Source organism: Streptomyces sp. NPDC127097 (assembly GCF_042724075.1).
Taxonomy (GTDB): Bacteria; Actinomycetota; Actinomycetes; order Streptomycetales; family Streptomycetaceae; genus Streptomyces.
Genome location: NZ_JBHXFI010000024.1, coordinates 83,349 through 107,341, shown reverse-complemented (window position 1 = coordinate 107,341; position 23,993 = coordinate 83,349). Strand labels below are relative to the sequence as shown.

Annotated in this window: 18 protein-coding genes; 8 read left to right on the top strand and 10 right to left on the bottom strand. The window is 73.1% G+C overall.

Annotated features, from left to right (window positions below; translation table 11 throughout):
• Positions 1–130 precede the first annotated feature (130 nt).
• The gene (locus ACFWJW_RS19805; protein WP_387242678.1) at positions 131–478 is read right to left on the bottom strand and encodes a type II toxin-antitoxin system PemK/MazF family toxin; all 348 of its coding nucleotides are present in this window, start codon (positions 476–478) and stop codon (positions 131–133) included.
• Positions 465–695 (bottom strand): ribbon-helix-helix domain-containing protein, encoded by a 231-nt coding sequence (locus ACFWJW_RS19800; protein WP_387242675.1) that lies wholly within the window; start codon positions 693–695, stop codon positions 465–467. Before ACFWJW_RS19800 ends, ACFWJW_RS19805 begins: the two co-directional genes overlap by 14 nt.
• A gap of 124 nt (positions 696–819) precedes the next feature.
• On the opposite strand from ACFWJW_RS19800, the gene pepN reads away from it, so the two are divergent.
• Entirely contained in the window at positions 820–3,420 is a 2,601-nt protein-coding gene (pepN, locus tag ACFWJW_RS19795; protein WP_387242672.1) for an aminopeptidase N, read from the top strand.
• A 117-nt stretch (positions 3,421–3,537) separates the two neighbouring features.
• Here pepN and alc read toward each other — a convergent pair whose 3' ends face one another.
• The 6 genes from alc to ACFWJW_RS19765 form a co-directional block, all read right to left on the bottom strand.
• Positions 3,538–4,683 (bottom strand): allantoicase, encoded by a 1,146-nt coding sequence (alc, locus tag ACFWJW_RS19790; protein WP_387242669.1) that lies wholly within the window; start codon positions 4,681–4,683, stop codon positions 3,538–3,540.
• 117 nt (positions 4,684–4,800) lie between these two features.
• Positions 4,801–5,763, bottom strand: a complete 963-nt coding sequence (locus tag ACFWJW_RS19785; RefSeq protein ID WP_387242666.1) for a LysR family transcriptional regulator — start codon at positions 5,761–5,763, stop codon at positions 4,801–4,803.
• A gap of 71 nt (positions 5,764–5,834) precedes the next feature.
• Positions 5,835–6,812, bottom strand: a complete 978-nt coding sequence (locus ACFWJW_RS19780) for an acyl-ACP desaturase (RefSeq protein WP_387242663.1) — start codon at positions 6,810–6,812, stop codon at positions 5,835–5,837.
• Between the two features lie 238 nt (positions 6,813–7,050).
• Positions 7,051–7,299 (bottom strand): hypothetical protein, encoded by a 249-nt coding sequence (locus ACFWJW_RS19775; protein ID WP_042154835.1) that lies wholly within the window; start codon positions 7,297–7,299, stop codon positions 7,051–7,053.
• Between the two features lie 174 nt (positions 7,300–7,473).
• Positions 7,474–9,696, bottom strand: a complete 2,223-nt coding sequence (gene malQ / locus ACFWJW_RS19770) for a 4-alpha-glucanotransferase (protein WP_387242659.1) — start codon at positions 9,694–9,696, stop codon at positions 7,474–7,476.
• 6 nt (positions 9,697–9,702) lie between these two features.
• The gene (locus ACFWJW_RS19765) at positions 9,703–9,972 is read right to left on the bottom strand and encodes a hypothetical protein (protein ID WP_042154838.1); all 270 of its coding nucleotides are present in this window, start codon (positions 9,970–9,972) and stop codon (positions 9,703–9,705) included.
• 467 nt (positions 9,973–10,439) lie between these two features.
• On the opposite strand from ACFWJW_RS19765, the gene ACFWJW_RS19760 reads away from it, so the two are divergent.
• Positions 10,440–13,469, top strand: a complete 3,030-nt coding sequence (locus tag ACFWJW_RS19760; protein ID WP_387242711.1) for a beta-N-acetylglucosaminidase domain-containing protein — start codon at positions 10,440–10,442, stop codon at positions 13,467–13,469.
• Positions 13,470–13,541: 72 nt separating this feature from the next.
• Here the strand turns inward: ACFWJW_RS19760 and ACFWJW_RS19755 are convergent, their stop codons facing one another.
• A complete protein-coding gene (locus ACFWJW_RS19755; protein WP_018088296.1) occupies positions 13,542–14,078 on the bottom strand; it encodes an HNH endonuclease in 537 nt (178 codons plus the stop codon).
• A gap of 290 nt (positions 14,079–14,368) precedes the next feature.
• On the opposite strand from ACFWJW_RS19755, the gene ACFWJW_RS19750 reads away from it, so the two are divergent.
• From ACFWJW_RS19750 to ACFWJW_RS19735, 4 genes are all read left to right on the top strand, one after another.
• Entirely contained in the window at positions 14,369–15,457 is a 1,089-nt protein-coding gene (locus tag ACFWJW_RS19750) for a mechanosensitive ion channel family protein (RefSeq protein ID WP_387242655.1), read from the top strand.
• A 461-nt stretch (positions 15,458–15,918) separates the two neighbouring features.
• Positions 15,919–17,055 (top strand): ROK family transcriptional regulator, encoded by a 1,137-nt coding sequence (locus ACFWJW_RS19745; protein ID WP_387242708.1) that lies wholly within the window; start codon positions 15,919–15,921, stop codon positions 17,053–17,055.
• 232 nt (positions 17,056–17,287) lie between these two features.
• Positions 17,288–18,571 carry a 6-phospho-beta-glucosidase gene (locus ACFWJW_RS19740; RefSeq protein WP_387242705.1) on the top strand — a complete coding sequence of 428 codons (1,284 nt, stop codon included), beginning with the start codon at positions 17,288–17,290 and terminating at the stop codon, positions 18,569–18,571.
• The gene (locus ACFWJW_RS19735; protein ID WP_387242652.1) at positions 18,562–19,632 is read left to right on the top strand and encodes an N-acetylglucosamine kinase; all 1,071 of its coding nucleotides are present in this window, start codon (positions 18,562–18,564) and stop codon (positions 19,630–19,632) included. The genes ACFWJW_RS19740 and ACFWJW_RS19735 overlap by 10 nt, the downstream gene beginning before the upstream one ends.
• A gap of 862 nt (positions 19,633–20,494) precedes the next feature.
• Here the strand turns inward: ACFWJW_RS19735 and ACFWJW_RS19730 are convergent.
• Positions 20,495–21,187 (bottom strand): FadR/GntR family transcriptional regulator, encoded by a 693-nt coding sequence (locus tag ACFWJW_RS19730; RefSeq protein WP_387242649.1) that lies wholly within the window; start codon positions 21,185–21,187, stop codon positions 20,495–20,497.
• Positions 21,188–21,453: 266 nt separating this feature from the next.
• On the opposite strand from ACFWJW_RS19730, the gene ACFWJW_RS19725 reads away from it, so the two are divergent.
• Complete coding sequence (locus ACFWJW_RS19725; protein ID WP_387242646.1) at positions 21,454–22,827, top strand: hypothetical protein; 1,374 nt, start codon at positions 21,454–21,456, stop codon at positions 22,825–22,827.
• 26 nt (positions 22,828–22,853) lie between these two features.
• Positions 22,854–23,867 (top strand): glutamate ABC transporter substrate-binding protein, encoded by a 1,014-nt coding sequence (locus tag ACFWJW_RS19720; RefSeq protein WP_387242643.1) that lies wholly within the window; start codon positions 22,854–22,856, stop codon positions 23,865–23,867.
• Positions 23,868–23,993 lie beyond the last annotated feature (126 nt).

Genomic DNA, 23,993 nt, shown 5'->3' with positions numbered 1-23,993 from the left:
CTGCGCGCTGTGGGGGTCGCGGCTGTGCTGCGCGGGTGCGGGGCGCACGCCGCCGGGGGGGTGGACGTTCCGTTTTTGCTGTAGGTCCACCCGCCTCTTGCGTTCACACGACGGGCACCGGCACCCGGGGTCAGAGGGCCAGGTGGCGACGGAGTGCGGCGTCGACCTCGGCCATGCGCTGGCGTGGCACCGAGCCGACCTTGTGGAGTATGCGATCCGGCGCGACGGCGCGCAGCTGCTCGCACTGAGCTTTGGAGTCCTTGGGCAGGCGGCACTCGTCGGCCCCCAGGAAGACCTGGAAGGAAAGCACCCGCGAGGTGTTCGACGTCAGGGGAACGACCGTGACCACCCCCCGCCGGTGGGACTCGACCGACTGGTTGGCGCCGTTGTTGGACACGATCACCGCCGGGCGGATCTTGTTGGCCTCACTGCCGCGCACCGGCTCCAGGTCGACCATGTAGATGTCACCACGCCTCATCGGCAAGCCCGTCCCCGCTCGCGCGGTCCCACAGCGCCGCGTCCTCACTCTCGTCCCACTCCGCGAACGCTTCGGTGTACTCCGCTTCGAGCTGTGCGGCCCGCAGCAGCTCAATGGCCGCATGTATCACGGCGGACCGCGATTCGCCTTCCGTTCTCGCCGCGTACTCGTCGACGAAGGCGACATCCTCCTGCGGAAGACTCACACTGATCTTCATACCCTCGATGCTACCGGGGTTGCTACCACCTTGCCACCCTGCATACCACCCCCTCTCCCCCGGGACCACATGGAAGGATGGCCGAAGAGTCCGATGTGATGACCCATACGAAGGAGATGGCCGGGTGCCTGGCACAAATCTGACCCGCGACGAGGCGCAGGAGCGGGCGCGCCTGCTGACCGTGGACGCGTATGAGATCGATCTCGACCTCTCCGGCGCGCAGGAGGGCGGTGCCTCCGGTCCGGGCGAGGACGGGAGCACAGGAGGCACGTACCGGTCCGTGACGACCGTGCGGTTCGAGGTCGCCGAGGCGGGCGCGGACTCCTTCATCGATCTGGTCGCGCCGGCCGTGCACGAAGTGGTGCTCAACGGCGAGGCGCTGGACCCGGGCGCGGTGTTCAAGGACTCGCGGATCGCGCTGGCGGGGCTGCGGGCCGGCCGTAACGAGCTGAGGGTCGTGGCGGACTGCGCCTACACCAACACCGGTGAGGGACTGCACCGTTTTGTCGACCCGGTGGACCAGCAGGCTTATCTCTACACCCAGTTCGAGGTGCCGGACGCCCGGCGGGTGTTCGCGTCCTTCGAGCAGCCGGACCTGAAGGCGACGTTCCAGTTCACCGTGAAGGCCCCGGAGGGCTGGACGGTGATCTCCAACTCCCCGACGCCGGAGCCGAGCGACAACATCTGGCGCTTCGAGCCGACCCCGCGGATCTCCACCTACATCACCGCGCTGATCGTCGGCCCGTACCACAGCGTGCACAGCACCTACGAGAAGGACGGGCGGACGGTGCCGCTGGGCATCTACTGCCGGCCGTCGCTGGCCGAGCACCTGGACGCCGACGAGATCTTCGCGGTCACCCGGCAGGGCTTCGAGTGGTTCCAGGAGAAGTTCGACTACGCCTACCCCTTCGCGAAGTACGACCAGCTCTTCGTGCCGGAGTTCAACGCCGGCGCGATGGAGAACGCGGGCGCGGTGACCATCCGCGACCAGTACGTCTTCCGGTCCAAGGTGACGGACGCGGCGTACGAGGTGCGCGCGGAGACGATCCTGCACGAGCTGGCGCACATGTGGTTCGGCGACCTGGTCACCATGGAGTGGTGGAACGACCTGTGGCTGAACGAGTCGTTCGCCACCTACACCTCGATCGCCTGCCAGGCGTACGCCCCGGGCTCGAAGTGGCCGCACTCCTGGACGACGTTCGCCAACTCCATGAAAACCTGGGCGTACCGGCAGGACCAGCTGCCGTCCACCCACCCGATCATGGCCGAGATCAATGACCTCGACGACGTCCTGGTCAACTTCGACGGCATCACCTACGCCAAGGGCGCCAGCGTCCTCAAGCAGCTGGTCGCCTATGTCGGCATGGACGAGTTCTTCCAGGGCGTGCAGTCCTACTTCAAGGCGCACGCCTACGGCAACACCCGGCTGTCGGATCTGCTGGGCGCGCTGGAGGAGACCAGCGGGCGGGATCTGAAGACCTGGTCGAAGAAGTGGCTGGAGACCGCCGGGATCAACATCCTGCGGCCGGAGATCGAGGTGGACGGCGCGGGCGTCATCACCTCCTTCGCGGTGAAGCAGGAGGCTCCGGCGCTGCCGGCCGGCGCCAAGGGTGAGCCGGTGCTGCGCCCGCACCGGATCGCGATCGGCGCCTACGAGCTCCAGAACGGCAAGCTGGTGCGGACCGAGCGGATCGAGCTGGACGTGGACGGTGCGCTGACCCCCGTACCGCAGCTGGTGGGCAAGCAGCGGCCGGCCGTCCTCCTGCTCAACGACGACGATCTGTCGTACGCCAAGGTCCGGCTGGACGAGGAGTCGCTGAAGGTCGTCACCGAGCACCTCGGCGACTTCACCGAGTCGCTGCCGCGCGCGCTGTCCTGGGCGTCGGCCTGGGACATGACGCGGGACGCCGAACTGCCCGCCCGGGACTATCTGTCGCTGGTGCTGTCGGGCATCGGCAAGGAGTCGGACATCGGTGTCGTCCAGTCGCTGCACCGCCAGGTGAAGCTGGCGCTGGACCTGTACGCGGCGCCGGACTGGCGCGAGACGGGTCTGGCGACCTGGACCGCGGCGGCGCTGGAGCAGCTGCGGGCGGCCGAGCCGGGCAGCGACCACCAGCTGGCGTGGGCCCGCGCGTTCGCCGCCTCGGCCCGTACGGACGCTCAACTGGACCTGCTTCAGGGCCTGTTGGACGGTACGGAGGAGATCTCCGGGCTCGCCGTGGACACCGAGCTGCGCTGGGGGCTGCTCCAGCGGCTGGCGGCCACCGGCCGGGCCGACGAGAAGGCCATCGCGGCGGAGCTGGACCGGGACAAGACCTCCGCGGGCGAGCGGCATGCCGCGACGGCGCGTGCGGCACGTCCCACGGCGGAGGCGAAGGCCGAAGCCTGGGCCTCGGTGGTGGAGTCGGACAAGCTCCCCAACTCCCTTCAGGAGGCCGTCATCGGCGGCTTCGTCCAGCCGGACCAGCGGGAGCTGCTGGCGCCGTACACCGCGAAGTACTTCGCCGCGGTGAAGGACATCTGGAACTCCCGCAGCCACGAGATGGCGCAGCAGATCGTGGTGGGCCACTACCCGGCGCTCCAGGTCTCGCAGGAGACCCTGGACGCCACGGACGCCTGGCTGGCCTCGGCCGAGCCGACCCCGGCGCTGCGCCGGCTGATGACCGAGTCGCGGGCCGGCATCGAGCGGGCGCTGAAGGCGCAGCAGGCCGACGCGACGGCCTGACCGGCGCACACCGGGCGCCACGGCCGGTGGTGACGCCCGGCGGGCGGGCGCCCGGTGCGCTCCGTCCGCCGGGCCCCGCCCCCCTCCCGCGGGGCCCGGCGGAAACGGGGGTACGGCTCAGCCGTTGAGGGCGTCGAAGCGGCGGCCCAGGGAGGCCCGGCCGGCCTCGGTGAGGGCGCCGTGCAGCCGCATCCGCGCGAGGCCGCCGTCGGGGAAGACGTCCAGCCGTATGTGCGTGGCGGTGACGGCCGCCGGCAGGGCGAAGCGGTGCGGGGTGTCGGGCTGGAGCTTCGTCTTCGGCAGGATCTCGAACCAGGAGCCCTCGTCGGCCGGGTCGCCGTCGCAGCCGGACAGGGCGGCCCAGCCCGCGGAGTTGCCCTTGAGGTAGGCGGTGTCGATCTCCACCGCCCGGATCTCGCCCTGCGCGGCGAGGCGGAAGCGCACCCAGTCGTGCGTGCCCTTGACCCGGCGGCGGCGGTTCTCCCAGCCGTCGTCCATCTTGCGGGAGAGATCGGGCCGGATGATCTGGGTGGGCGAGGAGTAGAAGCGGTCCGAGGCGTCCTCGACGGTGCCGCCGTGCAGGACGGACGCCAGGTCGAGGGTGCCGAGCACATCGAGCCACGCCGGGTCCGGCACGACCTCGCCGTGCACCCGGAGGCGGGCTATGCCGCCGTCGGGGTGCTGCTTGAGGCGCAGGTGCGTGAAGCGGCGCTCGACGGTGACCTCGAAGCCGTTGGCGGCGTGGCCCCGTACCGGCGTGCGCGGGACCAGCTCCTCCCACTTCACATCGCCGGCGAGCAGTTCCTCGGGGCCGGGGCTGCCGGGCAGCGAGGTGGCCTCGACGGAGATCTGCTGGGGGTAGTTGCCGCGGAAGTGGGCGGTGTCGACGATGATGCCGCGGATCACGCCGGGGGCGGCGAGCCGGATCAGCGCCCAGTCGTGGTCCTCGTCGGTGGGGAAGGGGTGGTCGCCGTCGGTGCCGCGGCGGCGCCGGGTCTCCCAGCCGTCCATGATCTTGCCCTTGTGGCCGAAGTGCTCGGGGTCGAAGACCGCCGGAGCCGGCTTCAGCAGATTCTCCCGCTCGGCGAAGAACTCGTCGTTCGCGGCGATCACCCCGGCGCCGAGGCGGCGGTCGGCGAGGTCGACGAGCGAGGTGAAGGGGAAGTCCCCGCCGCGGTAGTCGGCGTAGGGGTCTCCGCCACCGTACGGGTCGGCGTCGTTGGCGTGCGGATCGGTGGTGTCGGCGGCCGGGTTGGCGGTCATCGCTGCCCTTCGATGGGTGGAGGTGCGGACCCCTTCACGGTCGCAGCGCAGCACCTCACAGGTCCATCGAAAGTTTTCGATGAATACGTTCAGCAGAACTGAAAGGTTCTGAAGGGTCTACTCTCCCGGCGGCTGCGTGGCGGCCGCCTGCCGGAGTGCCGCCAGCACCCGGGCCAGGCCCGGCGCCCCTTCCGAGCCGCGCCGGGCGGCGGCGATCACATGACGGCGCGGCTGGTCACCGGAGAGCACCCGCAGCGCGACCCCCTCGCGGCCGCCGTGTCCGGCCGGCGCCCCTCCCCCGCGCCCGAAGGCGCCGATGCCGCCCGCCCTCGCCATCCGGGGCACCAGCGCCACCCCCATCCCCGCCGCGACCATCGCCCAGATCGCGCTCCAGTCGGCGGCGGCATGCGCCCGCTCGGGCAGGAACCCGGCGTTCTCGCAGGCGGCCGTGGTGATCTGCGACCAGGGCCCGCTGCTGCCGAAGATCCAGGGCTCGCCCGCCAGATCGGCCAGCCGCAGCCCCGGCTCGGCGGCCAGCCGATGACCGGCCGGCAGCGCCACGTCCAGCGGATCGGCGAGCAACGCGACCCGGCTGAACTTGGGGTCGCGCGGGGTGGGGGCGTGCGCGGCCAGCGACAGCGCCAGATCGACGCTGCCCTCCGCCAGCAGCTCGTAGGCGGCCTCCGCCTCCGCCTCCCGCACGACGACCGAGAGCCCCGGGTGGGTGCGGCGCAGCTCCTGTACGGCGGGGACCACCAGCGCGGGGATGGCGGTGGAGAAGGCCCCGACCCGCACCTGGCCGGCCTCGCCCTGGAGGTAGCCGAGCAGCTCCGCGTCGGCGCGCTCCAGCTGGGCGAAGACCGCCTCCGCGTGCCGCAGCACCAGCTCCGCGGCGTCGGTCGGCCGCACCCGCCGGCCGTGCGCCTCCAGCAGCGTCACCCCGAGCGCCTTGGCCAGCCCGGTCAGCTGCTGCGAGACCGCCGAGGGCGTCATGTGCAGCGCCTCGGCGGTCGCGGTGACCGTGCCCAGCTCGTGGAGGGTGCGCAGGATGCGCAGCTTTTTGAGGTCCCAGTCGGCCATGCGGGCAGCGTACGCATCCGCCGCCCCGGCCACCGCCGCTGTGGGCGGTGACGCGGAGCGGCACGGCCGCTTCAGCCGCGGTTGGCCTGGCGGCGGGCGAGGATGGCCGCCTGGCGCTCGTCGAACTTCCGCGCCTGGCCGTCCAGGCCGTCCATGAACAGCCCGAGCTCCTCCTGCGCCGCCAGCCCGGCCGGGCCCAGCCCGCCGATCTCCAGCACCTTCAGGAAGCGCAGCACCGGCTGGAGCACATCGTCGTGGTGGATGCGCAGGTTGTAGATCCCGCCGAGGGCCATCCGGGCCGCGGACCGCTCGAAGCCGGGCATCCCGTGGCCGGGCATCCGGAAGCCGGTGACGACATCGCGCACCGCGCACATCGTCTGGTCGGGCGCCATCTCGAAGGCCGCACCGAGGAGGTTGCGGTAGAAGACCATGTGGAGGTTCTCGTCGTTGGCGATCCGGGCCAGCATCCGGTCGCAGACCGGGTCACCGGAGTGGTGGCCGGTGTTGCGGTGCGAGATCCGGGTGGCCAGCTCCTGGAAGGCGACGTACGCCACCGAGTGCAGCATGCTGTGCGAGTTGTCGGACTCGAAGCCCTCCGACATATGGGCCATGCGGAACCGCTCCAGCTCGTCCGGGTCGACGGCCCGGCTGGTGAGCAGGTAGTCGCGCATCACGATGCCGTGCCGGCCCTCCTCGGCGGTCCAGCGGTGCACCCAGGTGCCCCAGGCGCCGTCGCGGCCGAAGAGGGTGGCGATCTCGTGGTGGTAGCTGGGGAGGTTGTCCTCGGTGAGGAGGTTCACCACCAGGGCGATCCGGCCGATGTCGGTGACCTTGGACTGCTCGGGGTCCCAGGCGTCGCCGTCCAGCGGCCCGGGGAAGTTACGCCCGTCGCTCCACGGCACGTACTCGTGGGGCATCCAGTCCTTGGCGACCTTCAGATGGCGGTTGAGTTCCTTCTCGACGACCTCTTCGAGCGCGTAGAGCAACTGGGCGTCGCTCCAGGCGGCATGGCCGAGCTCTCCGTTATGGCGGGCGGGGGCGATGGTCACGGGGGGAACTCCTGGGGACGATGACCTACGGGACCGTAGGTTTGACCTACGGCTGCGTAGGTTACGTCATCGTAGGTTAGGGCCGGTTAAACACGGCCCCCTCGCAAACCGGCCCAAAATCGCGCGATAGCCACCTCGCAACCCCTTTTTCACCTGCGGAAATATCCGGGTACGACAAAGGGCGCCCCTCGGTTCTTGTAACCGAGGGGCGCCCTTGCGGCGTCACTGGTGCCCGGTGTCAGCCCTTGGACCCGGCCTGCTTGTGGGACTTGTCGCCCACCATGACCAGCCCGGCGATGACCAGGAAGAGAACGATGGGCAAAGCGACGTAGAGGCCGAGCGTCTCGATCACGCTCAGACCCGGACCCGGGTCGTCACCATCGTCGCGGGTGAGCGCAAACGCGGGGGACGACATCAGCAGCATCAGCGCGGTGCCGGCGGTGATGGTTCCGGCGCGCAGGACATTCTTATTGACCTTGTTGCTCACGAAGTCAACGTATCGGACGCCCCGGCGCCCCGCGCGCCCGGGGTGGCACAACCGGCGGCCTCCCCGCCCGCGGCAGCGCGAGAATCCGCCGGTGCCCGAGAGTGGTCCCGCGCGCGAGCGTCCCCCAGGTGCCGCCGCTGCGCGCCCGTACGGTGACGTGTCCCGGCGCCGGGCCTAGCGGCACCCCTCCGCCAACTCCCGCATCAAGGCGTGCAGTCGGGGCGAGGCGGCCAGTTCCTCCAGGGTGTGCGGACGGCCGTCGGGGCCGGCGATCGGCAGGCGCCAGTTCGGGTATTCATCCCATGTCCCCGGGAGGTTCTGCGGGCGCCGGTCCCCCACCGCGTCGGGCAGCCAGATGCCGACCATCCGGGCCGGGGTGCGCAGCAGAAAGCGGTGCACGGCCTTGACCGCCGCCTCCTCGTCGCCCGCCCCCTCGGGCAGCAGCCCGCGCCGCACCAACTCCCGCAGCCACTCCGTGCGTTCCTGGGTGGCGCGGGAGCGCTCCCGCTCCGGCGGCCCGGCGAGCAGCCCGAGCCGCTCGCGCAGGGCCACGTCCTCGCCGGTCAGCCGGGCCGCGGTGGTCGGCAGATCGTGGGTGGTGACGGTGGCGAGACAGCCGTTACGCCACTCCTCGGGCGCCAGGATGCGGGCCGGGGCGCCGGACGCGGGGGCGGCGTCGCGCGCGGGGGCGGCGTCCCCCGCCGGGCCCGCGCCGGAGCCCTCTACCCCCGCCTCCGGCGCCGCGGCCGCACCGGAGCCGTCGGCCGCGGCCGCCCCGTCCCCCGCGGCTGCCCCGTTCCCCGCGTCCCGCTCCCCGTTCCCGTAGTCCCGCTCGAACCACAGCACCGAGGTCCCCAGCACGCCGCGGGCGGCGAGCGCCTCGCGGACGCCCGGCTCGACGGTGCCCAGATCCTCGCCGATCACCGCGGCCCCGGCCCGCCGCGCCTCCAGGGCCAGCACGGAGAGCATCGCCTCACCGTCGTAGCGGACATAGGCGCCCTCCGTCGGCGGCCGGCCCTCCGGGACCCACCACAGCCGGAACAGCCCCATCACATGGTCGATCCGCAGCGCCCCGGCATGCCGCAGCAGACCGCGCAGCAGCTCCCGGTAGGGGGCGTAGCCCGCGGCGGCCAACGCGTCGGGGCGCCAGGGCGGCAGGCCCCAGTCCTGGCCGCGGGCGTTGAAGGCGTCCGGCGGCGCCCCGATGGACATACCGGCGGCGAAGGCGTCCTGCTGCGCCCAGGTGTCGGCGCCGGAGGGGTGCACGCCGACGGCGAGGTCGTGCACCAGCCCGACGGCCATCCCGGCGTCCCGCGCGGCCCGTTGCGCGGCGGCCAGTTGCTGGTCGGTGTGCCAGACCAGCCGGCAGTGGAAGTCGATCCGGTCCAGCAGCCGGTGCCGCAGCCGGGCGGTGCCCGGGGACCGTGGGTCGCGCAGTTCGGCGGGCCAGCCGCGCCAGTCCGGACCGTGCCGCTCGGCGATCGCGCACCAGGTGGCGTGGTCCTCCAGCGCCTGGCCCTGCTCGGCGAGGAAGTCGCAGTACGCGGCCCGCCGGCCCGGACCGAGCGGCACCGCCCACAGCAGCTCCAGCGCCTCCCGCTTGAGCGCCCAGACCGCGTCCCGGTCGATCAGCGCGCCCCGTTCGAGCACCCCGGAACGGAGCGCGTCGGCGCGGGCGGCCAGCTCGTCGGCCCGTAAGCGCGCGGCGCCGGCGAGGTGGGCGTACTCCGGGATGTGTGCGATCCGCAGATGGACCGGGTCGGGGAAGCGGCGCGAGGAGGGCCGGTACGGCGACGGGTCGGTGGGCGGGCCGGGGACCGCCGCATGCAGCGGGTTGAGCTGGAGGAAGCCGGTGCCCAGGGCGCGCCCGGACCAGGCGGCGAGCTCGGCGAGGTCCCCGAGGTCGCCCATACCCCAGGACCGCCGGGACAGCAGCGAGTAGAGCTGCACCAGAAAGCCGTGGCTGCGGCCGGGGGGTACGGGCACCCGGTCGGGCGCGACGATCAGCGGGGCGCGGGAGGTACGGCCGCCGGGGGCCCGGGCCTCCAGTACATGGACGCCCAGGGGCAGCCGGGCGAGCGCCGCCGGATCGGGCGCGCCCAGGTCCGCGGCCTCACCGGCCCCGGTCTCGACCCGGAGGACGGTGCCTTCGGGGAGACGCGCGAGGTCGGGTGGCCGGTCGGGCCGGGCGACGACGGTGCGGGGGAGCAGGGCACGGCGCGCGTCGTCCTCGTACGCGGCCAGGGCGGTGCGTACGGCGTGCGGGGTCGAGGCGTCGACTCCTAATGCGGCGAGCACGGCGACAACGGTGTCGTCGGCGATCGGGACGCTCGTACCCGGCGCGGGTGCGTACGACGTGGCGACGCCGTGCAGCCGGGCGAGCCGCGCGCGGCCCATGGGTCCTCAGACCTCCATGGACTCCGTGCCCATGCCCGCGGCCGTCGGCTCGCTGGTCAGCGGCAGCTCGGCGGCGATCGGGACCTCGCTGGTCAGTGGTGCGGCGTCGGCGAGCGGGGGCTCGCTGGTCAGTGGCGGCTCGACGAAGCTGTAGGAGCCGGAGCCGTCGAGGCCGGAATCGGGGTCGGACACCCCGTCGAAGAGATCGGGCTCCATCGTCGCACCTCCCGGTTTGGAGGACAGAGCGTCGAGGAGCAGTTGAGCGGATGCGGCCACGAGGGCCTCCCGTTCATCGGTAGTGGGACACGTGGGCCCTACCCACTCGACACGATCGCAGACGTATCTGCTCACGAAACGTGACCCACGTCTCATTATCCCCCACGCAGGCGATTTCACTGCGGCGGACACCGGCAGGCGCAGAGAAGACGGAGAAAGCGGGCCCCGCGACGGAATTCCTGCGGACCGTCCACCCCCGCGCACCCCCGCCCGCGGCACCCGGCGAAAGCCGTACGTATGACGTCGTAGGGGACACCGCCATGGCCTTATTGACACCCTGACCGCCACAATGGTGGGCTCACGGCCGAAGGTCTGTCCGAACGGGCATCGGCGGGGAAATGGGGCGCCGGTGCGGACCGGCGAGTGATGGACGGGGACGAGGAGCAGCCGTGCGAGGCCGGGGCGTATGGAGCGTCGGAAAGATCGGTAGGGGCGGCAAGGGCGGCGGCGCGGGCACTCGCGCGCGGGTGGCGGGGACCACCGCACTGGCCGCCGCCGTCATCGGGGGGCTGCTCGGCGGGGCGCCCGGCGCCCAGGCCGCGCCCGCGGACCCCGCCATCGGCACGCCCGAGCAACCGGACCGCCCGGCCGGCGCGGGGCGCACGCCCGCGGTCTGGCCGCGCCCCCAGTCGATGGAGGAGCTCGGCGCCCCCGTGCCCCTCACCGGCGAGGCGGCGCTGGTGGCGGCGCCGGACACCGATCCCTACGCCCTGGACGTGCTGCGCGGGCTGCTGCGTGACGCCGGGGTGCGCACGGTGCGGACGCTGGCGCCCGGCGACCCGCTGCCCGCGGACGGGCCGGTGATCCGGGCCGGCGGCCGGCCGGCCGCGGACGCGCTGCGGGCGCTGCGGGCACCGGCCCGCGGGGACCTGCCCTCCGGCGGCTACCGGCTGGCCGTGGGCCAGGTCGCGGGCCGGGACACGGTCGCCCTGGACGGCGTCGGCCCGGACGGCCTCTTCCACGCCGCGCAGACGCTGCGGCAGCTGGTCACCGAGGGCGATCAACAGGAAGCATCGCGCAGCGATTCCGGCCGGGGCGGTGGCGGGCGACGGGCGGGCCGGAAGCCGCAGCTGGCCTCGGTGGCCGTGCGGGACTGGCCCGGTACGGCCGTGCGCGGCACCACCGAGGGGTTCTTCGGGCAGCCGTGGAGCCGGCCGCAGCGGCTGGCCCAGCTGGACTTCATGGGGCGCACCAAGCAGAACCACTATCTGTACGCGCCCGGCGACGACCCGTACCGCCAGGCCCGCTGGCGCGAGCCCTACCCGGCCGCGCAGCGCGACGACTTCCGGGCGCTGGCCGAGCGGGCCCGCGCCAACCACGTCACGCTCGGCTGGGCCCTCGCGCCCGGCCAGGCGCTGTGCTACTCGTCCGAGGAGGACCTGCGGGCGCTGCGGCGCAAGGTGGACGCGATGTGGGCGCTGGGCGTGCGCTCCTTCCAGCTCCAGTTCCAGGACGTCAGCTACAGCGAATGGCACTGCGACGCCGACCAGGACACCTTCGGCTCCGGCCCGCGGGCCGCGGCCACCGCGCAGGCCAAGATCGCCAACGCGCTCGCCGCGCACCTGGCGGAGCGGCACCCGGAGGCCGCGCCGCTGTCGCTGATGCCGACCGAGTACTACCAGGACGGCTCGACGGCGTACCGCAGCGCGCTCTCCGACGCGCTCGGCGACCGGGTCGAGGTGGCCTGGACCGGCATCGGGGTGGTCCCGCGGACCATCACCGGCACGGAGCTGTCCACCGCCCGCCAGGCGTTCGGCCACCCGCTGGTGACCATGGACAACTATCCGGTCAACGACTACGCCCAGGACCGCATCTTCCTCGGCCCCTACCGCGGCCGTGAGCCGGCCGTCGCCACCGGCTCCTCGGCGCTGCTCGCCAACGCCATGGAGCAGCCGCTCGCCTCCCGGATCCCGCTGTTCACGGCCGCCGACTATGCGTGGAACCCCCGCGACTACCGCCCCGCGGAGTCCTGGGAGGCGGCCGTCGACGACCTGGCGGGCAGCGACCCCCGGGCCCGGGCCGCGCTGCGGGCGCTGGCCGGCAACGACTCCTCCTCGGTGCTGGACCAGAGCGAGTCGAAGTATCTGCGGGTGCTGATCAACCGCTTCTGGGCGGCCCGCGAGAAGGCGACCAACCACGGCCGGCCCGGCCAGGACGCGGACCTCGCCAAGGCGGCCCGGACGCTGCGGACCGCGTTCCGGACCATGAGCAGCGCACCCGACGACCTGAACCCGGATCTGGCCGCCGAAGTCCGGCCCTGGGCCGAGCAACTGGCCCGCTACGGCACCGCCGGCGCGCACGCCGTGGACACGCTGATGGCGCAGGCCCACGACGACGGCGGCACCGCCTGGTCAGCCCAGCGCACCGCGCAGCGGCTGCGCAAGGAGATCGCGCGCAGCCCGGCGACGGTCGGCAAGGGGGTGCTCGCACCGTTCCTGGAGCGGGCGATGACCGAGGCCGACGCCTGGACCGGCGCCCGCCACGAGACCCCCCGGCACGACGAGGACGCCGGCCCGAGGTCCCTGACCGTCCCCTTCGAGCGGGCCCGCCGGCTGGCCGCGGTCACCGCCCTGACCGAGCCGGGCGCCGCCGCGCGCGCCGTGTCCCTGGAGGCGCATGTCCCCGGCGAGGGCTGGCGCCGCCTGGGCCGGCTCTCCGCCACCGGCTGGACGGAGTCGCACACCCCGCGGCTGCGTGCCGACGCGGTGCGGCTGACCTGGGCGAACAGTGCGGACGCCCCGTCCGTGAAGGCGCTCACCCCCTGGTTCGACGACACCGAGCCGGCCGGGCTCGAACTGTCCCGCAAGGAGGTGGACGCCCAGCCCGGCGACAGCACCACGGTGGACGCCCGGATCTACTCCCGCCGCCCCTCCGACGTCCACGAGAAGCTGACGGTCAAGGCGCCCAAGGGCTTCACCGTGCACGCCCCGGACGAGGTCACCGCCCCGCGCGGCGGCACCGCCACGGTCCGCATCACGGTCGACGTCCCCGAGGACGCGCCCTCCGGGACGTACGAGATCCCGGTCACCTTCGGCGGCGCGGAGCAGACGCTGACCGTGCGGACCTATCCGCGCACCGGCGGCAAGGACCTGGCGCGCGGCACCGTCGCCACCTCCTCCGGGGACGAGACGCCCGACTTCCCGGCCTCGGCGGCCACCGACGGCGATCCGGGGACCCGCTGGTCGTCCACCGCCGAGGACGGCGCCTGGCTCCAGTTCGCGCTGGCCCACCCGACCCGCCTGGGCCGGCTCGTGCTGCACTGGCAGGACGCCTACGCCGCCGGCTACCGCGTCCAGGTCTCGCCGGACGGCCGCACCTGGCGCACGGCGGCCACGGTCCGGGACGGCAAGGGCGGCCGGGAGTCCGTCCGGATGGATGCCAAGGACGCCCGGTTCGTCCGCATCCAGGGCGACAAGCGGGCCACCCGCTTCGGCTACTCGCTGTGGTCGGTGGAGGCGTACGCGGTGCAGGAGCCGCGCGGCAAGAACACGCACTGAACGCGTCCGGGGGCCGTGGGGAGCCGCGCGCACGGCGCTGCCCCCACGGCCCCCGGACGGAAAATCCCGGACCTACGCCGATACGGCGTCGATCCGGGCCAGGGCGTCATCCGCGCCGTACGGCTGCAAATACGGCAGCCAGCGCGGGTCACGATGGCCCGTACCGATGATCCGCCACGCCAGTCCTGACGGCGGGGCGGGCTGATGCCGGAGCCGCCAGCCGATCTCGGCGACATGGCGGTCGGCCTTGACGTGATTACAGCGCCGGCAGGCGGCGACGACGTTCTCCCAGGTGTGCTGACCTCCGCGGCTGCGCGGGATGACGTGGTCGACGCTGGTTGCGACGCCACCGCAGTACATACAGCGCCCGCCGTCACGGGCGAACAGCGCCCGGCGGGTCAGGGGCACGGGGCCACGAAAGGGCACCCGCACGAACCGCTTCAAGCGGACCACGCTCGGAGCAGGGATCACGCGGGTCGCGCTGTGCATCAGGGCGCCGGATTCCTCGAGGCTGACTGCCTTCTCATTGAGGACGAGGATGAGCGCGCGGCGGAGCGGTACGACGCCGAGCGGCTCGTACGACGCGTTGAGGACCAGGACATGCGGCACGGGTGCCTCCTTGTACGCCGGCGGCGCGTGGCTCGCGCCGGGACGATCTCCCCACAGTGTCCCCCGCTGCCTGGTCGGAGCGCCACCATGACCGAGTAACGGCCCGGAGGTGTTTTCCACCACACCCCTCGCGCCGCTGTCCGGATCCCGCTCTTTCCGGCCCGCGCAAAACCTGCCCGTTCGAACAAGAGCGCGGACCGTTCTCCTTGCCCCGTTAGTGTGGTTGGTCTGCCCGGTCCCTGGGGTCCCACCGAGGCCCGGGTCTGCTGTCCCACACGGAAGGTTCGACTGTGTTCTGGTCCGCTTCGCCGGCCGCTGCCGCGCACCTGAGCGCCGCCACACCCGGCTCCTCCGGCCCGACTTCGCTCGACGACGCCACGGAGAAGGCCACCAACGCCGCCGGCTGGGTGCAGGAGAACTGGGGGACGTGGCTCACGTCCGGCCTGCAAATCTTGCTGATCCTGGTGATCGCGGTGGTGCTGCGGCATGTGATTCGCCGCACCATCACCAAGTTCATCGAGCGGATGAACCGCACCGCGGCCGCCGCCCAGGGCACCGCGCTGGGCGGACTGCTCGTCAACGCCGAGAGACGCCGGCAGCGCTCCGAGGCCATCGGCTCGGTGCTGCGCAGCGTCGCCTCCTTCGTGATCATGGGCACGGCCGCCCTGACGGTGCTCTCCGTCCTGAAGATCAACCTGGCGCCGCTGCTGGCGAGCGCCGGTGTCGCCGGTGTCGCCATCGGTTTCGGCGCCCGCAACCTCGTCACCGACTTCCTCTCCGGCGTCTTCATGATCCTGGAGGACCAGTACGGCGTCGGCGACGAGATCGACGCCGGGGTCGCCACCGGGACGGTCATCGAGGTCGGCCTGCGCGTCACCAAGCTGCGCGGCCCCAACGGCGCGATCTGGTACATCCGCAACGGCGAGGTCAAGCGGATCGGCAACCTCAGCCAGGGCTGGTCCACGGCCGCCGTCGATGTGGTGATCGCCGCCGACCAGGATCTCCAGCGCGCCCGCGACACCATCACCACCGCCGGTGAGGAGATGTCGAAGTCCGAGCCCTGGAACGAGCAGCTGTGGGAGCCGGTGCAGGTGCTCGGCCTCAGCGAGGTGCACCTGGACACGGTCACCATCAGCGTCGCGGCCAAGACCATGCCCGGCAAGGCCCTCGGCGTGGAGCGCGAGCTGCGCTGGCGCATCAAGCACGCCCTGGACGCGGCCGGCGTCGACCTCGCCCCGCGCCCGCTCCCCGAGGACGAGGAAGCGGAGGCCACCGACCCCACCGCCGGCATGGCCGCCCCCTCGGCCCTCAACAACCCGCTGTCCCCGCAGTCCCTGGCGGCGAATCCGATCGCTTCGCCGTCCAAGGTGGGGAAGTAGCGGGCCGGTGGCCGGTCGCCCGGTAGCCGGGTAGCCGGGTGGCCGGGTAGCCGGGTGGCCGGGTAGCCGGGTGGTGAGTGTCTGAGGGCTCCCGTGAGAGGGGGAGGGGCGTACCGATGAGGGTGTCGGTGCGCCTCTTCCCTTTTTTGTTGGCGAATGGCCGGCCGGTTTTTGTTGTCGCCTGGCCGACTGCCCAGCTTTGTTGTGGGCTGGCTGGCTGGCTGGCCCAGTTTCGTTGTCGCCTGGCTGACGCGCCAGGTTCCTTGAGTCGCTCCCCCGCTCGGCCCGTTGACGCTGTGACGGGCCGGGGCCTACCTTCCTGTCGGATCGTTGGGAAGGTTTCTTAACAGAGGCTGGGCGGTCGTCGCCCCGGCCACCGGTGAACGGGGGACGTCGTGTCCGATGGGCAGTCGGTGCCGGGAATCCCGGGGGTCCCAGGGACGCCGCGGGTGCTGCGGGCCATGAACGACCGGGCCGCGCTCGATCTGCTGGTGTCGCAGGGCCCGTTGACCCGTACCCGGATCGGGGAGCTGACCGGGCTGTCGAAGCCCACCGCCTCGCAGCTGCTGGCCCGGCTGGAGGCCGCGGGGCTGGTGCGGACCACCGGCAACGAGACCGGGCGGCCGGGCCCCAGTGCGCAGCTGTACGAGATCAACCCGGCGGCGGCGCATATCGCCGCACTGGCCGTCGATCAGCTGGGGGTCACCGCCGCGGTCGCGGACATCACCGGGCAGGTGCTCGGCGAGGAACGGGCCGGCAGCGACGCGTTCGCCGGCGACGCGCCGGACCGGACCGCCCAACTGGTCGCGCGGGCCGTCGACGGGGCGCTGGCCAAGGCCGGGCTGGCGCGCGAGCGGCTGCACGGGGCGGTCATCGGCACGCCCGGCGCACTGGACCCGCGGACCGGACGGCTGCGCTACGCACCTCACCTGCCGGACTGGCACGCGCGGGCCCTGAAGGAGGAGTTGGCCGAGGCGCTGGGCATGCCGGTCACACTCGAAAATGATGTGAATCTTGCGGCGGTCGCCGAACGGTACGACGGGGCCGCCCAGGGCTTCGACGACTTCGTCCTGGTGTGGGCCGACAAGGGAGTGGGCGCCGCCCTCGTGCTGGGCGGGCGGCTGCTGCGCGGCGCCACCGGCGGCGCGGGCGAGATCGGCTATATGCCGCTGCCCGGCGCCCCGCTGGCCCGGGGCGGCGCACGCGACGCCGCCCGGCCGGACGCGGGCGGCGGCTTCCAGCGGCTGGTCGGCGCCGCGAGCGTCATCCAACTGGGCCGGGAGCGCGGGTCCTCCGACGTCCGTACGGTCACCGAAGCACTGGCGCACGACGCGGTGCGCGCCGAGGTCGCGCGGCGGTTGGCGACCGGGCTGGCCGCCGTGGTGGCGGTCGTCGACCCCCAGCTCATCGTGCTCTCCGGCGAGGTCGCCCGGGGCGGTGGCGAGGCCCTGCGCGCCCTGGTCGAGGAGGAGTTCACCGGTCTCGCACTGCCCCGCCCCGCCCTGCGCCTCAGCCACCTGGACGGCGATCCGATCCTCCTCGGCGCCCTGCGGACAGCGCTCGCCGCGGCGCGCGACGCGGTATTCCAGACGGGCTGAGGGCCGGCGGCGGGGCGGGTGGCCGGGCGGCTGCCATCTCCCCGCCTCCCCGACTCCCGCCGCCATCAAGGAAGTCCGCCATGCCACTCGTGCGGAGACGTATCCGGCCTTCCATGGCGCCGGCCGTCTCCGCACCGCTCGTTCCCAACGCCTTCGTCGAAGGCGCCACGCTCACCGGAGTGAAGGGCTGATCCGTATGCCGTCTCCCCAGGGACGCACCCCGCACCCCCGTATCAAGCTCGCCGTGGTCGGCGGCGGCTCCACCTACACCCCCGAACTCATCGACGGCTTCGCACGGCTGCGTGATCTGCTGCCGCTGGAGCAACTCGTCCTCATCGACCCGGACACGGAGCGGCTGGAGCTGGTGGGCGGACTGGCCCGGCGCATCTTCGCCAAACAGGGGCACCCGGGCCGGATCTCCTGGACCGGCGACCTGGACGCCGGTATCGACGGCGCCCACGCCGTCCTGCTGCAACTGCGCGTGGGCGGCCAGGCCGCCCGCAATCAGGACGAGACCTGGCCGCTGGAGTGCGGCTGCGTCGGCCAGGAGACCACCGGCGCCGGCGGCCTCGCCAAGGCGCTGCGCACCGTCCCCGTCGTCCTCGACATCGCCGAACGGGTCCGCCGCCGCAACCCCGCTGCCTGGATCGTCGACTTCACCAACCCCGTCGGCATCGTCACCCGGGCGCTGCTCACCCACGGCCACCGGGCCGTCGGCCTGTGCAACGTCGCCATCGGCTTCCAGCGCACCTTCGCCACCCTGCTGGGCGTCGCCCCCGGCCAGGTCGCGCTGGAGCACATCGGCCTCAACCACCTCACCTGGGAACGGTCCGTACGCGTCGCGGGCAAGGACGTCCTCCCCGAACTGCTGGCCGCACACGGCGACACCCTCGCCGCCAAACTACGGATGCCCCGCGCCCTCCTCGACCACCTCGGCGCCATCCCCTCCTACTATCTGCGCTACTACTACCAACACGACGCGGTAGTACGGGAGTTGCGCAGCAAACCATCCCGCGCCGCGGAGGTCGCCGCCATCGAACGGGAGCTTCTCACCCTGTACGGCGACCCGGCACTCGACGAGAAACCGGAGCTGCTGTCCCGGCGCGGCGGCGCCTACTACTCGGAGGCCGCGGTGGCGCTGACCGCGTCGCTGCTGCGCGACACCGGCGACACCCAGATCGTCAACACCCGAAACGACGGCGCTCTCCCCTTCCTCCCCGACGACGCGGTGATCGAGGTCCCCACGACCGTGAATGCGACGGGCGCCACGCCCCTCCCCGTACGCCCCCTGGAACCGCAGTACGCCGGACTGGTCGCCCACGTCACCGCCTACGAACAACTCGCCCTGGAAGCAGCACTGTTGAGCGCCACCGGCCGCGACACCGGCCACGCCGAGGGCCGCCGGGCCGTCTTCTCCGCCCTCCTCGCCCACCCCCTCATCGGCCAGCTCGACCAGGCGGACCGGCTCACCGACGAACTGATCGCGCACAACCGGGAGCACCTGCCGTGGGCCTGACGGGCATCGCCCTCGCCATCGACGCGGGCAACAGCAAGACCGACGTGGCACTGGTGACCACGGACGGCACCATCCTCGCAACGGCCCGCGGCGGCGGCTTCCAGCCACCGACGGTGGGCGCCGAACGGGCGGTCGACGCACTGGCCCCGCTGGTGGCGACTGTCCTGGCCGAGGCCGGACTGGTCGGAGTGGCGAGGGCTGTCGGGGCAGTGGGGCCTGGTGGGGTGGTCGGAGCGGCTGAAGCGCCGCGACTCGTCGGGGCGGCTGGGGCGGCCGGCCCCGTCGACCACCTCTCGGCCTTTCTCGCCAACGCCGACCTCCCCGTCGAGGAGGTCCGGCTGACCGCCGAGATCGCGCGCCGGGGGTGGGCGGGAACCGTGACCGTCCGCAATGACACCTTCGCCCTGCTGCGAGCCGGACTGCCGGACGGCGGGGAGCCGGTGGGCGTCGCCGTCGTCTGCGGGGCCGGCATCAACTGCGTCGGCCTCGGACGCGACGGGGCCACCGCGCGCTTCCCGGCCATCGGCCGGATCTCCGGCGACTGGGGCGGCGGTGCGCACCTCGCCGACGAGGCTCTGTGGTGCGCGGCCCGCGCCGAGGACGGCCGTGGCGCACCGACGGAGCTGGCCCGCGCGCTGCCCGCCCACTTCGGCCTGACCACCATGCGGGAACTGATCGAAGCACTCCACCTGCACGAGATCCCCGCCCACCGCCGCCACGAACTGCCCCCGGTCCTCTTCGCCGTCGCCACCGCCGGCGACCGCATCGCCCGCACCCTCGTGACCCGCCAGGCGGAGGAGATCGCCCTACTGGCCCGCGTCGCCCTGGACCGCCTCGGCCTCCTCGACGAACCGACCCCCGTCATCCTCGGCGGCGGCGTCCTGACCGCCCGCCACCCCCTCCTCCACAACCACCTCACCCAACTCCTCACACAGCACGCCCCCAAGGCCCTCCCCCACGTGGTGACCGCCCCACCCGTACTGGGCGCCGCCCTCGACACCTTGGACCGGGCCGGAGCACATGCGGAGGCTTATGGGCGGGTCAGGGGCGCTTGGGGGTAGGGAGTGCGGGGTCGGGGGCTGGGGTGGGGTGGGGTGGGGTGCGGGCGTTTCGGGGCGGGGGCGATGGGGCTTGGGCTTTGGGCCCGCTCCCCTTAGGGGGCCTCCCCCTCCCCCACCCCTCCCCAGCCCCCCGCCTCCGCCTCACCCCACCCGCACGCTGTCCCCCCGCCAGGTCTCCGCGCGCTCCCCGGGGGCAAGCACGAGGTCCCGGCCCAGGCCATGTCCCCGTACCGGGCCGCGGCCCGACTCAGTGCCCTGCCCCCACGCAGCGGCCTCCCCCGGCGCAGGCCCCTCCCGGGCCGCGATCAAGGGTGGATCACGATGATCACACCCGCGCCCCCGATCCCGCCCGCGCTCCCGTCCTCGATCGCGCTCCGTGACGACAGTGACGTACTGATCCGTGTCGTTGACGATCAGCGTGGCGGAGCCGTCCAGGTGATGGGTGAGGGGATAGCTGCCGTGGGGGTCGATGTATGTGGTGCCGCCGATGGTCAGGAAGCCTCTGCCCGACGGGGAATTGTCCGAGGTGGGGGTGGCGTCGGGCGGGGCGGCGGGGCGGTGACCGAGGAGTTTTTTCATGCGTCGCATGGCGATACCTCCGGATGGTGTCGGGCACGGGCGGACCCGTGCCGGTCGCTGGGGCGGGGATCAACCTTCGTCACTCAGCGTAGCCAGAGAGGGGTGGGCGGCGCAGCGGCGCGTGGGAGCGAAGCGGGGGGCGTGAGGAGGGGTGCGCGCGCCGTCGTCGGTGCGCACGGCGGGCGGGCCGGGGAGTTGCCCAGGCAGGCCGGCGGCAGTCCCCCAGGCGAGCCGGAGGCAGTCGTCCGAGCGGGCCGGGGTCAATCGCCCAGGCGGCCCGCGCTCAGTCGTCCAGCGGAAGGGCAAGGTCCCGTACGTGGCCGGCGAGGAGGAGGACGGCGGCGTCCACGGCGGCCTGCGGGTCCTGGGCGCGGATGGCGTCAGCCAGGCGGGAGTGCGGGTCGGCGGGGGCCGCGGTGGCGGTGTCCAGGCAGGCGGCGCGGCGGAGTTCCTCGCGCAGGGCGGCGCTGAGGGAGCGGTAGATGTCGGCGAGGACGGGGTTGTCACCGGCCTCGGCGACCAGGACGTGGAACTCGGCGTCGGCGGCGGTGAACGCCTCGCTGTCGTGCGCGGCCAAGGCGGCCTTGCGGCGGGCCAGTGCGGCTTCGATGCCGGCGAGTTGGGCGTCCGTACGGTGTTTGGCGGCCTGGCGGGCGGCGACCACGTCGAGGCCCTGGCGGACCTGGGTGACATGGCTGAATTCGGCACGTTCGAGGCGGCGGCGGAGGGCGACGGCGCTGTCGTCGTCGGAGATCACGAACGTGCCGTCGCCCTGCCGGGGCTCCAGGAGGCCGGAGTGCACCAGGGAGCGGACGGCTTCGCGGACCGAGGCGCGGCTGACTCCGAGGGTCTCGGAGAGCGCGCTCTCGGGCGGGATGCGGCTGCCGACCGGCCAGGTGCCGTTCACGATCTGGCCGCGGATCTCGTCGGTCGCGGTCTCCACGAGCGACACCCTGCCCTTGCGGACCGACTGCACGAGATCACTCCCCCTTCGGTGCGGCATCCGGAGTCCGGTAACACCTGATGTCTGATGTCTCTCCGCCCACTGTAATGCGGGGCGCGGCGGTGCGACGGGCCGGTTCGTGGATCGCGATCCGAACAAGATCGGGGCATTAGCGGTGTGGGTGTCAGCGGCTCCGGACATACTGCTGCCCATGCACCTGTCCCTTTCGTGAGCGCTCCCGGGCGCTGTGCGCGGGGGCCGGTCCCGCCGTCAGCGCCCCAGGGGGAGGTTCAGGTTCCGTGTCGACCAGCAGCGTGTCACCGCCTGCCGCGGGGCGCCGGACGGCCTGGGCCGAGGGACTGGACGAACTGCGCGCCACGGCGACGACCGAGCCGGGCCGACTGCGGGTGATCGGTGCCGTACTGGCCCTGCTGGTGGTGCTGTTCGGTGCGGTCACGGCCTGGCAGGTGGCGGACCGGTCGGCGGCCGCGGAGGACGTGGTCGAGCACAGTCAGCCGCTGACCGCGGACGCGGCGAGTCTCTACCGTTCGCTGGCGGATGCCGACACGACGGCCGCGGCGGGCTTCCTGGCCGGGGGCGAGGAGAGCCGGGCGACGCGTGAGCGGTACGCCGCCGATATCAGGACGGCGGCCGCGCTGCTGGTCAAGGCATCGGCGAACAGCGCGGGTTCGGACGGGGCGGGCGCGCAGATCGCGAAGCTCAACGGCGGACTGCCGCGCTACACGGGGCTGGTGGAGACGGCGCGGGCCAACAACAGGCAGGGGCTGCCGCTGGGCGGCGCGTATCTGCGCTATGCGCATGAGCAGATGCGGACGGAACTCCTCCCGGCGGCCCGCGCGTTGTACGACGCGGAGACGGACCGGCTGGCCGCGGACTACGCCACGGCCAAGGCGTGGCCGTGGTGGGCCCTGGCGGCCGGGGTGGTGGCGCTCGGTGCGCTGGGGTGGGCGCAGCGGCGGCACTACCGGCGGACCAACCGGGTGTTCAACCGGGGCCTGTTGGCGGCGACGGCCGCTTCCCTGGTGGTGTTGGGGTGGCTGGTGGCGGGGCATACGGTGGCGCGTGGGGGGCTGACGGGGTCGTATGAGCACGGTGCGCGGTCGTTGCGGGTGCTCAACGAGGCGCGGATCGCCGCGCTGCGGGCGCGGGGGGACGAGAATCTGACGCTGGTGGCGCGGGGTGCGGTGCTGACCGACGGCAAGCAGGATTTCTACGAGGCCGGGTTCCGCTCGGGGATGACGGAGCTGGTGGGTGCGGGGGACCACGGTGCGGCGGCGGCGCGGAGCAGGCTGGGAGCGGCGCTGGTGCTGGCGGACGACGAGGCGGGGCGGCGTCCGGTGCGGGTGGCGCTGACGCAGGTCCGGCAGTGGCAGGCGCGGCACGCGCAGGCGCGGGCGGCGGACGAGGGCGGTGACTACGACCGGGCGCTGGCCAAGGTGATCGGCGCGGAGGGCTCCACCGGGGAGTCCTTCGACCGGGTGGCCGCCGGGCTGGAGCGGGCGCTGGTGCATGAGCAGGCGGAGTTCCGGTCGGCGGCGGACGGGGGGCGTGCGGCGCTGCGCGGGCTGCCGGTGGGGGCCGGGGCGCTGGCGGGGCTCGGGGCGCTGGGCGCGGTGCTGGGGATCGGGCGCAGGCTGGCGGAGTACCGGTGAGGGAGCCGGGTGAGGGGGAGATGGGGATGCGCGCGCGAGGACTGCTGAATCTGCGTGCCGTCCTGGCGCCGGTCGCGGCGGGGATGTGTGTGATGGCGACGGCCGCGGCGGTGCTGGTGCCGGCGTTGGGCGGGGCCGCCGGGGAGGCCGGGCGCGGCCGTGGTGGTGCGGCGGCGCCGGCGGTGACGCACCGGGCGTACGGGCCGGGGGCCGCGCCGGCGGTCGCGAAGTGCACGGCGCGGAACGCCGCGGAGAGTCTGCGGCCGTCGTCGGAGGACGGTGCGGCGGTGTCGCGGATCAAGGAGAAGGGCCGGTTGGTCGTCGGGGTCGACCAGAACACCTACCGGTGGGGGTACCGCGATCCGGTGACCGGTGAGCTGGCGGGATTCGACATCGATCTGGCGCGGGCGGTCGCCGAGGACATCCTGGGGCCGCATCCCGAGGTGGTCTTCAAGGCGGTGCCGACCAGCCAGCGGATTCCGGCGCTCCAGAAGCGCACGGTCGACCTGGTGGTGCGGACGATGACGATCAACTGTGCGCGCAAGGAACAGGTGGCCTTCTCCACGGCGTATTTCCAGGGGGGACAGCAGGTGCTGGCCCCGAAGGCGTCGAAGATCGCGGCGTTCGACGATTCGCTGCGGGGCAAGCGGGTGTGCACGGCGGCGGGTTCGACGGGCGAGAGCGAGCTGTCGGCGCAACGGCACGGTGCGCAGGTGCTGACGGTGCCCAATCAGCTGGACTGTCTGGTGCGGCTTCAGCTGGGTGAGGCGGATGCGGTGGTCACGGACAATGCGCTGGCCGCGGCGCAGGCGGCGCAGGATCCGGCGGTGGAGCTGAAGGGGCGGCCGTTCACGGACGAGCCGTACGGCGTGGCGATGAACAAGGGCGACACGGATCTGGTGCGGCGGGTCAACAAGGTCCTGGACGACTACCGGGGCGACGGGGGCGCGGACAGCCCCTGGATGCGGGCGTACCGCAAGTGGCTTCAGGCCGATCTGCCGGGCATATCGGGGCCGCCGTCGCCGGAGTACAGCGACTGATCGCCCCAAGGAGCGGTGTGCGACCGATCGCCCCATGGAGCGGCCGGATGAGGTCACTATGGAGGTGGAGACGGGAGGAGCAGACCGCGAGCGGCTACGGGGTCGCCGCAACCGCCGTGCATCGTA